The following is a 10,094-nucleotide window of genomic DNA, read 5'->3' on the forward strand; positions in this document are numbered from 1 at the left end:
CGTGGGCGCCGGGGCGGCGGGCGCGGACGGGAACGTGGGTGCGGAGGAAGCCGTCGACGCGGTGGCGCCCGGTTCTTCGTCCACGCTGATCCCGAAGTCGGTGGCCAGCCCCGCGAGTCCGGACGCGTACCCCTGTCCCACCGCGCGGAACTTCCACTGACCGGCCCGCCGGTACAACTCTCCGCCGATGAACGCCGTCTCCGTCGTTGCCTCCATCTCGAACAACGCCAGCTGCCCACCCGTCCCGGCGTCGAGCAGCCGCAGCCGCAGACCGGACAACTGGCCGAAGGTGCCCCCGTCCGCGGAAGCGCCGAGAACGACCCGTTCGACCTCCGGCTCCAGGGCCCCCAGATCCACGCCGACGGTGTCCGTCGTACCGCCACCGTTCCGCCGCTTCCCCAGATGACGCACGGCACCCGAGGCATGCTGGGGCTGGTTGTAGAAGACGAAGTCCCCGTCATCCCTCACCCGCCCGTCGGCACGGAGCAGCAGCGCCGAGGCATCGGCATCCGGCGCACCGGGGCCCCCGGACCAGCCGAGCTCGACCTGCACCGTCTTGGCGGTGACGGGAAGGTTGCCGCCTTTGGTCATCGATGTCGCTGTCATGCGCCCAGTCTGCCCAGAGAACCCGGCACCGGGACCGTCCGATACACAACTACACGCACACGGCTACCCAGAGCATCCAGAAGGAACCGCCCGGTGGTGTCTTCGTCGAGCCGGCCGCCCACGGCCTCGGACGATCCCGCGGCGGACTGACCAGCAAGATTCACCTCGCGGTCGAGCTGGGGCAGAAGCCCTTGTCCGTCGTGATCACGGCCGGGCAGCGGGGCGGTTCCCCGCAGTTCGAAGCGGTCCTGGAAGCCATCCGGGTCCCGAGGCTGGGGCTCGGCAGGCCGCGCAAGCGCCCGGACCGGGTCCGGGCCGACAAGGCGTACGACTCCCGCGGAAACCGCTCCTCCCTGCGTAGACGCGGGATCAAGGCCACCATTCCGCTCCCGGCGGACCGTGTCCGTAACCGCCTCAAGCGCGGATCGCGCAGTGGGCGGCCGCCGACGTTCGACAAGGACGACTACAAGCAGCGGCACGCCGTCGAGTGCGGAATCAGCCGCCTCAAGCGACACCGGGCCGTCGCCACTCGTTACGACAAACTCTCCGTCCGCTTCGAAGCGACCGTGCTGGTCGCAGCCATCAACGAATGGCTATGACCAGCACTTTCACAACAGGCCCTAGCCGCGGAACTCCGGTTTCCGTTCCGGGGACGCCTCCGCCAGGGCCTTCGTGACCGCCTCGACGCCACCGCGCAGGCCGTAGACCGGGGTGTCGGGCTGCTGGCGCCAGGAGTCGTCGATGCCGCCCGCGTCGACGGTGTCAAAGCCGAGTTCGTCGATCAGGTCCCGCACCTTGCTCTTGGCCGCCTCGTCGTCGCCGGCCACCGGAAGGGCGATGCGGTCGGGGTCGCCTGCCGGGAGCGGGCGGTCCAGGATGTCCTGGGCGTACGTGCCGTTGAAGGCCTTGATCACGGGGTGGCCGATCTGGCGTTCCGTCCAGCGGCTCTCGGTGATGCCCTCGTCCTCGATCTCGGCGATCCTGCCGTCCCGCTGCCGGGGGTAGTAGTTGCCCGTGTCGATGACCACGACACCGTCCGCCGCCCCGTCGAACAGGCCGGACGGCAGGTCCGGGACCGCCTTCAGCGGGATGGTGACGACGACGATCTCGGCACCCCGCGGTGCCTCCTCGACCGTCACGGGCGTCGCGCCGGTCTCCTGCGCCAGGGCCGTGAGCGTGTGCGGGCCCCGGGAGTTGGCGACGTACACGTCGTGACCGAGGGCGGTGAGCCGCCGGGTCAGATTGCCGCCGATGTTGCCGGCTCCGATGATGCCGATCTTCATGTCCTCGCCTCGCCCTTCCGGGGATCGGTGACGCCTGGGCCTCTCGCGGGGCCTTCGTGATCGGGGTCAACCTCCGGAGCGGGTGGGCTATTCCGGCGGGTATGACGAGGGCCCGGTCCGTCCGAGGACGGACCGGGCCCCACTCCTCGCGGCGCCGGAGCGCCGGCGTCACTTGTTCAGGTAGCCCCAGAACTCGTCGAAGCTCAGCTTCTTGTCGCCGTCGAGGTCGCGGGTCTTGATGACGACCTCGGCGACCGACTCGGTGACGTTCCAGTCGCCGGACCGGGCCAGGGCGGACTTGAACTCGGCAGCGGTGATGAATCCGTCACCATCCGTGTCGATCTGTTCGAACTGCTTGCGTGCTTCCTCGATGTCCGCCACCGATCCGCCCCTACTCTCGTGTTCCGCGTCTTGCTGACGCAGGTCAGATTAACTGCCCGTGTGCGCCTCCAGTGCGGCGACCACCCACGCGAACTCCTCGCGGTACGCCGCGTCGGGCCCGGTTCCCTTCACGACGGCCGGCAACTCGCGGTAGCGGGCGACCCGGTCGGTGGCGTGCGACCGCAGCCGCTCCAGCACGGTGACGGAGCCGGCGTCGCCCAGCAGCTCGCACAGCACCTGAGCGGCCTCCGGCTGCTCGGGTGCCGGTTCCTCGGGCAGGTCGGCGGCGGTGTTCCGCATTTCATGAGTGTCGTCTCCTCCGCGCCGGACCCAGCACCGGCGGGCGTCCGCCGGCCCGAGGCCGAGTTCGCGCAGCGTCCGGATCAGCTCCGGACGCGCCACGGACGCGGCGTCGTGCAGCCGGTAACCGCCGCGGACCGGGCCACCGGGGGCAGTGCGCCCTCGTCGGGCCAGTACCGGATGGTGCGCACGGTCAGGCCGGTGGCCCGGACCGGTTCGCCGATGGTGAGCAGTCCGGTGCCGTCGTCGATCATGTCTGGGAGTCTGGGCGTTCCAGTGGGTGGGGACTCAAGGAGGTTCGGTGGCGGAAACTCTGCGGGACATTCTCGACGCGGCGGAGCGGGGCGTCTTCCCGCCGGCGGACGGCGGGACGACGATCGTGAGCCGGCCCTCCCCCCGGGACGCCGGGGTCATCGCCTTCACGGCTCACTCGGTCGTCTTCACGGACGAGGATCCGGACTGGGTGCGCCGGACGCTGGCCGGGACCGACTGCGACCGGCTCGCTGCCACGATGAACGCCCGCTTCCTGGCGGCGCTGATGGACCGGACGGGCCGTGCGTCCGACACGGTCGACGTGCTGCTGACCGGTGCGGCGCTGCCCGGGGAGCCTCCGCTCGCGTTGGCGGAGATCGACGACCCCGGCCATCCGCGGGTGGCGTCCGCACGCCGGCGGCGTGACGACGTGCGGGTGTGGGCGGCGGACGGCGGGGTGCTCGTGCTGGGCCGTGGCGTGGCCGGGCGGTGGGAGGTCGCGGTCGAGGTGGACGAGGGGGCACGGCACCGAGGGCTCGGGCGGCGGCTGGCGACGGCGGGGCGGCACCTGGCCCAAGGCGCGCCGGTGTGGGCTCAGGTGGCGGCGGGGAACGCCCGCAGTCTGCGGGCGTTCCAGGCGGCCGGCTACCGGCCCGTGGGCTCGGAGGTGCTGCTCAGTGCCAGGGCTTGTGGTGCGGGTCGCTCCCGCACTCGCTCATGATCTCGGTCCTGGTCTGCTTGTCGACCGGGCAGACGCCGACGATGTACTCGCGGGCGATGCCGCCGGGGAAGGCGACCTCCTGCTGGTCGGCCCACTTGTGGGTGTCACCGAGGACGGCTGGTTGACCAGGACGTACTTCTCCAGGTCGTACTGCCCGTTGACCACGTCCTTGGGCCGGAAAGCCCTCCTCGAAGACCACGGACGGGCCGCGGCCGCCGGCGCGGTAGAGGGTGCCGCAGGTGGTGCGCCAGGACGGGTCGGGGATGATGCGGTCGACCTGGACCCGGCGGTCGGTGGCGGCCTTGACCTTGTCGTCGAACTGGACGGGACAGGCGGCCGGTCCGGGGGCGGCGGGCTTGGCGGCCGCCGTCACGGAAGCCGCGGAAGCCGTGGGCGCCTGGCCCGCCACGGCGGTGGAGCACCGCCGCCACGCGTGGCGGCCGTGGTCGTGAGGACGGCCGCGAGGGAGAGGGCGGCGGCAGCGGTGCGCCACCGCAGGCTGCGGGTGATCACGCGGTGCGCGATCGCGGGTCCGCGGCGCCGGGCCGGGGACCCTCACCCGATCAGAGGCGTGTCAACTGCCCCTCGGTGGACGGCGGATGGCTCTCACCGGAAGATTCCCGTGTGGCCGAGCGAGTAGCGGCCGGGCTGCGGGTAGACGGCGAGGCCGTGCGGGCCGCTGCCGACGGGGATGCGGGCGAGCTGGGTGCCGGTGCGGGTGTCGATGGCGTACACCTCGGCGTCGTAGCGGCCGGACAGCCACAGCACCTTGCCGTCGGCGGAGACGCCGCCCATGTCGGGGCTGCCGCCGTCGGGCAGCTGCCACTTCTTGGTCAGCTTGTCCTGCGTGAAGTCGAAGACGGAGATCGTGCCCTCGCCGCGGTTGGACACGTACATCTCGCGGGAGTCGCGGCTGACGTACAGGCCGTGGCAGCCCTTGCCGGTGGGCATCAGGGTGGGCTCGGTGAACTTGTCGCCGTCCAGGACCCACATGCCGTGGGCCATCATGTCGGCGATGTAGAACTTCTTGCCGTCGGGCGAGACCTTCACGTCCTGCGGCATGGCGCCCTCGAACGGCAGCCGCTGCTGTCCGACGACCTTCATCTTCTCGGTGTCGACCTTGAGCAGTTCGCCGCTGAACTCGCAGGAGACGATGAAGTAGCGGCCGTCGAGGGAGAAGTCGGCGTGGTTGACGCCGTAGCAGGAGACCGGGACCGTCTTCTTGCGCTCCATGGTGTGCGGGTCGCGGAAGACCAGTTCGCGGTCGAGGGAAGCCATGACGACGGCGTACTTCCCGTGCGGCGTGAAGTAGAGGTTGTACGGGTCGTGGACCTCCACCTCCTTGCCCGCCTTGCCGGTCTTCGGGTCGATCGGGGTGAGGGTGTGGCCGCGGTTGTTGTTGACCCAGAGCGTCTTCAGGTCCCAGGAGGGGACGACGTGCTGGGGCTGCCGGCCCACGGGGATCGTCTCGATGATCTCGTACGTCTTCGGGTCGATGACGGAGACGGTGTCGGACTCGGTGTTGGGGACGTAGACCCGGGACGGGAAATCCTTGACCACGGGCGACAGTTTGTTCGGGCGGTCGGCCGCGTACACGTCCTCGGGGTCGAGGACGGGAGGCATCCCGGGCAGCCCCTGAACAGGCTTCTTCTCGCGCGGCGCGGGCACGGCGGCCTTGGTGCCGCGTGCCTCGGAGGTCCGTTCCCCGCCCTGCGTGCCGCAGGCGGCGAGGCAGGCGAGGGCGGCGCCCACGACGAGGGCGCTTTTGACAAGGTGGCGGTGCATTCCACCATTTAAGGTCCGCTTCGCGGGGAAACCAGTGATTCGCCCGATCGGCGGCCAGGCGAGCTGTCGCAGGTCACGCCCCTCGTCGGGTCCGGCAGCCGGCGAGGAGTCCTCAGCGGTCGGTGACCCGCATCTCGAACCACGTGGTCTTCCCGCGGGGCAGCAGATCGACCCCCCAGCGGTCGGCCAGCTTGTCGACGAGGAACAGGCCCCGGCCGCTGATGTCCATCGCCTGCACCGGCATCAGGCAGGGCAGCCCCCGGGACGGGTCGCGGACCTCGACGCGGATCCAGCCGCGGCGCCGGTCCAGGCGCAGCCCGAAGACACGGGCGCCGGTGTGGCGTACGGCGTTGCCCACCAGCTCGGAGACGAGTAAGACCGCGTCCTCGGTGGTTTTGGGGGTGAGGCCCCAGTGGCACATGACGACGACCTGGGTCAGCCGTCTGGCGGTGGCCGCGGACTCGGGGCGGGACGGCAGTGACACCTCCGCCTCCGTCGGGTTGCCGTACAACTCCAGCGCCTTCAGCGCGCGTTCGTCCTCGACGGTCGGCGACCAGCGCGCCGCGGCCGCATGTGCGTGTCCCCGCGGCTGTTCCATACCCTCCAGCCCCGCCATGCCCCCATCATGGCCGCCCGGCGCGCCCTCGGGGGCCGTTCCCGCGGAATACGCCCCCGGGAACGGGGTGCGGACCGGCGAGCCGACGGCATGTGCAATCGGCATGTCGAAATCGCCCGCAGCCCGTCTGACCTGCGACGACGGCCCGTTGCGGGGCGAGCGGCGGACTCCCTCGACCGGACACGCTCAAGGCCGCCTCAAGGCTGCATGAACCGCCCCATCGAGGGACCCGGATCAGACGCGGCGTCAATTGCAAGCCCTGAGAGGGGGAGCTCAGAGGAACTTCGCCTTGCCCGGCCCCTCCTCCACGAAGCTGCGCATGCCGCGCTCGCGGTCCTCGGTGGCGAACAGGCCCGCGAACCAGTTCCGTTCGATCGCCAGGCCCGTGTCGATGTCCGTCTCCAGGCCCGTGTCGATCGACTCCTTGGCGGCGCGCAGCGCGAGGGCCGGGCCGTGCGCCAGCTTCGCCGCCCAGGCGTGCGCCTGCGCGTACACCTCGTCGGCGGGCACGACCCGGTCCACCAGCCCGATCTCCTTCGCCTCGTCGGCCTTCACCATCCGGCCGGTGAAGATCAGGTCCTTGGCCTTGGAGGGGCCGACCAGGCGGGCCAGGCGCTGGGTGCCGCCCGCGCCGGGGATCAGGCCGAGCAGGATCTCCGGCTGGCCGAGCTTGGCGTTCTCGCCGGCGATGCGGAAGTCCGCGCACAGCGCGAGTTCGCAGCCGCCGCCGAGCGCGTAGCCGGTCACGGCCGCGACGACCGGCTTGGGGATCCGGGCCACCGCCGTGAACGAGTCCTGGAGGGCGCGGGCGCGCAGGACCATCGCGGTGTGGTCCATCGCCTGCATCTCCTTGATGTCCGCGCCCGCCGCGAACACCTTCTCGCCGCCGTAGACCACCACGGCCCGCACGTCCTCGCGGCGCCCGGCCTCCTCGGCGAGTTCCTTCAGCCGGTCCTGTGTGGCGATGTCCAGCGCGTTCATGGGCGGGCGGTCGAGACGGAGCGTGCCGACGCCTTCAGCGACTTCGAGAGAGACGGTCATAGGCAGCAGGTTAACGGGGGCTAACGACAAGGGCCCTGGTGCGGTCCGTCACACCAGGGCCTCCTCGTCAGGTCAGAGAGCTACTTCTTCCACTTCTCCCACGACATGTTCCAGCCGTTGAGCCCGTTGTCCGGGTCGACGATGCGGTCCTCGGAGTTCTTCACGATCACCACGTCGCCGACCATCGAGTGGTTGAAGAACCACGCGGCCGGCACCTTCTTGTCCCAGCCGCCGCGCACGTCGCGCAGGCCGATGCAGCCGTGGCTGGCGTTGTAGTTGCCGAAGGCGCCGCCCGCCCAGTAGTTGCCGTGCAGGAAGGTGCCGGAGGTGGTGAGGCGCACGGCGTGCGGGACGTCCTTGATGTCGTACTCGCCACCGTAGCCGACCGTCTCGCCGTTCATCCGGGTCACCGGGAGCATCTCGCTGATGACCATCTGGCCGTTCCAGGTCTCCATGCCGGGCTTGCCGGTGGTGACCGGGATGGTCTTGATGACCTCGCCGTCGCGCATGACCTTCATCGTGAGCTTCTTGGCGTCGACGACCGAGACCTGGTTGCGGCCGATGGTGAACTCGACCTTCTTGTCCTGCTCGCCGTAGACGCCGGGGCGGCCTTCGACACCGTCGAGGGCGAGGTCGACGGTCACCTTGGTGCCGGGCTTCCAGTACTTCTCGGGGCGGAAGTCGAGACGGTCGTTGCCGAACCAGTGGCCCTCGACGTCCACGGCCGGTTCCGTCTTGATGCGGATGGCCTTCTCGACGTCGTCCGGGTGGGTGATGCCCCTGCTGAAGCGGATGGAGAACGGCATGCCCACGCCGACCTTGGAGCCGTCCTCGGGGGTGAAGGTGCCGATGAAGGTGTTCTTCGGCGTCAGGGTCGTGAAGCCCGCGTCCTCCGCGGCCGTGCGGCCCTCGGAGTCCTTGGCGACCGCGTGGACCGTGTACTTGGTGGCGGCGGCCAGATGGGTGGACGGCGTCCAGGTGGCGCCGTCGCCGGATATCTCGCCGTCGACCTTATTGCCCTTGGCGTCCTTGACCTCGACCTCGGTCAGCTTGCCCTTGGCGGCGGTCACCTTCAGCGTCCCGCTGGTGTCGACGGACTTGGCGCCGTCCTTGGGGGTGATGCCGATGACGGCCTCGGACTGCTTGCTCTGCGCGGCGTCCGCGTCCTTGCCGGCGCCCGCGCCGGAACCGGAGCCGGTCCCCCCGCCGCCGCACGCCGTGACGGCGAGCAGCAGCACCCCCAGTATCAGCGCGAGCAGTCCGTGCCTGCCGCCAACCGACGCCCCCGATATCGGTCGCCCGTTCAAGTTGTTCTCCCCTCCAGCGGACCTGATCAGGCCCGCACCCCTGCGCGTCCCCCGCGCACCGGCGAATAGTAACCACAGCCGCCGCACCCCGATGGCCTGCGATTGTCACTGTTCAGTCCCAACGAAACAGCGGGTCAACCCGCCCCCCTGTCGCGCTACTTCACCGCACTGCCCGCCTTCCATGCATTCCATCCCATATTCCAACCTCCGAGCCCGTTGTCGGGAGCGACCTTTTTGTCATTGCTGTGGACGACCTCGACGACGTCTCCGATGAGGCTGCGGTCGAAGAACCAGCCGGCAGGAGTGTCCGAACCGCCGCCCTTCACATCGCGCAGCCCGACGCAGCCGTGGCTGACGTTGGTACGTCCGAAGACCGTGCGGTGCGCCCAGTAGTTGCCGTGCAGGAAGGTGCCGGAGTCGGTCAGGCGCATGGCGTGCGGGACGTCCGGGATGTCGTACTCGCCCTTGCCGTTGCGCTTCTTGAAGCCGACCGTGGCGCCGTTCATCCGGGTGACCTCGAGCATCTCGGTCACCACCATCTTGCCGTTGTACGTGGTGGTCTTCGGGGCGCCGGCCGTGATCGGCACGGTGGCGAGCACCTCGCCGTCGCGCCGCACCTCCATGGTGTGCCGGGCGGCGTCGACCACGGAGACCTGGCTGCGGCCGACGGTGAAGGAGAACGTCTTGTGCTGGAGGCCGTAGACCCCGGGCGCACCCTCGACGTCCCGCAGGCGCAGGGCGACGGTGACCTGGGTGCCGGGTTTCCAGTAGTGCTCGGGGCGGAAGTCGAGGCGACTGCGGCCGAACCAGTGCGCGCGGATCTCGACGGCCGGGCGGGCGGTGACCCGCACCGCGCGTTCGACGGCGGCGCGGTTGGCGATCTTCCGGTTGAACTCCAGCGAGACGATCATGCCGGTGCCGACCGTGGCCCGGTTCTCCGGGCTGACGTAGCCGATGAAGCGTTCCTCCGGGACGTACGTCGTGAAGGTGGTGTGCCGGGCGGAGCGGCGTCCGTCGCCGTCCACAGCCACCGCGTCGATCGTGTACCTGGCGGCCAGCGCGAGCCGCTCGTCGTCGGGTTCCCAGGTCAGTCCGTCGGCGGAGAGGTGCCCGGGCACCGGGGACTCCTGCGCGTCCTGCGACCGGACGACCTTCACCGACTCCAGCCTGCCGTCGGGCACGTGCACCCGCAGCTTCTTCCCGGGGCGCACACCCCTGCTGCCGTCGTCGGGCGAGACCCTGATGACGTCGTCGGGCGCCGGGGGCGCGCCGAACGCCCCGGCGATCCCGCCCGCGTCGTCCGAGGTACAGCCGGTGGCCCCGGTCAGGAGCCCTGCCCATGTCACTACGGCGGCCAGCGCGGCCCTCGCGCGCCGCGCGCGCCCTTGTACGTGCCTCACGAGGTGCCCAACGACCGGCCTCGTCCCCGGGAAACGACCATGCCCGCCCCCGGGGAAACGTGAGTGCGACCCATGCTCTGGGCAGAACAGTGGGGAGGACGACGCGCAGGGGAGCCGCGACCCGGGCCGGAGCACAGGACCGCACCCCTCTGTCCCCCGTCGTTCCACGAGCCGCGGGAGGCTGACAGGTGTCCAGCGCAGCCGAGCAGGAGGCGGTGGCCGGTCATCAGGCCACCGGGAACGGGCGCCAGGCCGCCGCCGTGAACGGCGCACGGCGGGCCGCGCCGCCGCCCACGGTGGCCGCCCGGCCGGGCGCGCCGACGCCGCTCGGCGCCCGGTTCCGGGTCGGCCCGGACGGGGTGGCCGGGACCAATTTCGCCCTGTGGGCGGGCGGGGCCGAAG

11 protein-coding genes and 2 pseudogenes are annotated in these 10,094 nt (G+C 70.7%); 3 read left to right on the forward strand and 10 right to left on the reverse strand.

Annotated elements, in window-relative coordinates; translation table 11 throughout:
• The coding region (locus CA983_RS34235) for a TerD family protein (protein ID WP_143645624.1) at positions 1-606 on the reverse strand (606 nt) is incomplete at its 3' end.
• On the opposite strand from CA983_RS34235, the gene CA983_RS34240 reads away from it, so the two are divergent.
• A complete protein-coding gene (locus CA983_RS34240) occupies positions 594-1,205 on the forward strand; it encodes an IS5 family transposase (protein WP_425276495.1) in 612 nt (203 codons plus the stop codon). The genes CA983_RS34235 and CA983_RS34240 overlap by 13 nt on opposite strands.
• Positions 1,206-1,226: 21 nt before the next feature.
• Here CA983_RS34240 and CA983_RS34245 read toward each other — a convergent pair whose 3' ends face one another.
• From CA983_RS34245 to CA983_RS34255, 3 genes and pseudogenes are all read right to left on the reverse strand, one after another.
• On the reverse strand, positions 1,227-1,889 hold the full coding sequence (locus CA983_RS34245; protein WP_086604665.1) for an NADPH-dependent F420 reductase: 663 nt from the start codon (positions 1,887-1,889) through the stop codon (positions 1,227-1,229).
• Positions 1,890-2,057: 168 nt separating this feature from the next.
• Entirely contained in the window at positions 2,058-2,270 is a 213-nt protein-coding gene (locus tag CA983_RS34250) for an EF-hand domain-containing protein (protein WP_059422708.1), read from the reverse strand.
• A gap of 48 nt (positions 2,271-2,318) precedes the next feature.
• Positions 2,319-2,824, reverse strand: a pseudogene (locus CA983_RS34255) (helix-turn-helix domain-containing protein).
• 47 nt (positions 2,825-2,871) lie between these two features.
• Between CA983_RS34255 and CA983_RS34260 the strand changes: the two are divergent.
• Positions 2,872-3,543, forward strand: a complete 672-nt coding sequence (locus tag CA983_RS34260) for a GNAT family N-acetyltransferase (protein ID WP_086604666.1) — start codon at positions 2,872-2,874, stop codon at positions 3,541-3,543.
• On the opposite strand, the pseudogene CA983_RS34265 reads toward CA983_RS34260, so the two are convergent.
• The 6 genes and pseudogenes from CA983_RS34265 to CA983_RS34290 all read right to left on the reverse strand — a co-directional run bounded on the left by CA983_RS34265 (position 3,497) and on the right by CA983_RS34290 (position 9,692).
• Positions 3,497-4,056, reverse strand: a pseudogene (locus CA983_RS34265) (scabin-related ADP-ribosyltransferase). The gene CA983_RS34260 and the pseudogene CA983_RS34265 overlap by 47 nt on opposite strands.
• Before the next feature lie 93 nt (positions 4,057-4,149).
• Positions 4,150-5,328, reverse strand: a complete 1,179-nt coding sequence (locus CA983_RS34270; RefSeq protein ID WP_086604667.1) for a YncE family protein — start codon at positions 5,326-5,328, stop codon at positions 4,150-4,152.
• Between the two features lie 112 nt (positions 5,329-5,440).
• The gene (locus tag CA983_RS34275; RefSeq protein ID WP_086604668.1) at positions 5,441-6,049 is read right to left on the reverse strand and encodes an ATP-binding protein; all 609 of its coding nucleotides are present in this window, start codon (positions 6,047-6,049) and stop codon (positions 5,441-5,443) included.
• Between the two features lie 168 nt (positions 6,050-6,217).
• Positions 6,218-6,985 carry an enoyl-CoA hydratase/isomerase family protein gene (locus CA983_RS34280; protein ID WP_086604669.1) on the reverse strand — a complete coding sequence of 256 codons (768 nt, stop codon included), beginning with the start codon at positions 6,983-6,985 and terminating at the stop codon, positions 6,218-6,220.
• Positions 6,986-7,065: 80 nt separating this feature from the next.
• Positions 7,066-8,292 (reverse strand): L,D-transpeptidase, encoded by a 1,227-nt coding sequence (locus tag CA983_RS34285; RefSeq protein ID WP_167407516.1) that lies wholly within the window; start codon positions 8,290-8,292, stop codon positions 7,066-7,068.
• A 155-nt stretch (positions 8,293-8,447) separates the two neighbouring features.
• A complete protein-coding gene (locus CA983_RS34290) occupies positions 8,448-9,692 on the reverse strand; it encodes a L,D-transpeptidase (protein ID WP_086604670.1) in 1,245 nt (414 codons plus the stop codon).
• 188 nt (positions 9,693-9,880) lie between these two features.
• Here CA983_RS34290 and CA983_RS34295 point away from each other — a divergent pair.
• Positions 9,881-10,094, forward strand: a 214-nt coding sequence (locus tag CA983_RS34295) for a hypothetical protein (RefSeq protein WP_143645625.1), incomplete at its 3' end; no start/stop codon positions are given.

It is taken from the genome of Streptomyces swartbergensis (assembly GCF_002148965.1).
Taxonomy (GTDB): Bacteria; Actinomycetota; Actinomycetes; order Streptomycetales; family Streptomycetaceae; genus Streptomyces; species Streptomyces swartbergensis.

Excerpts from the sequence above, each read along its gene's own strand:
- CA983_RS34240 (WP_425276495.1), top strand. The coding sequence starts at position 594 with ATGTCGCTGTCATGCGCCCAGTCTGCCCAGAGAACCCGGCACCGGGAC.
- CA983_RS34245 (WP_086604665.1), bottom strand. The coding sequence starts at position 1,889 with ATGAAGATCGGCATCATCGGAGCCGGCAACATCGGCGGCAATCTGACC.
- CA983_RS34270 (WP_086604667.1), bottom strand. The coding sequence starts at position 5,328 with ATGCACCGCCACCTTGTCAAAAGCGCCCTCGTCGTGGGCGCCGCCCTC.
- CA983_RS34275 (WP_086604668.1), bottom strand. The coding sequence starts at position 6,049 with ATGCCGATTGCACATGCCGTCGGCTCGCCGGTCCGCACCCCGTTCCCG.
- CA983_RS34280 (WP_086604669.1), bottom strand. The coding sequence starts at position 6,985 with ATGACCGTCTCTCTCGAAGTCGCTGAAGGCGTCGGCACGCTCCGTCTC.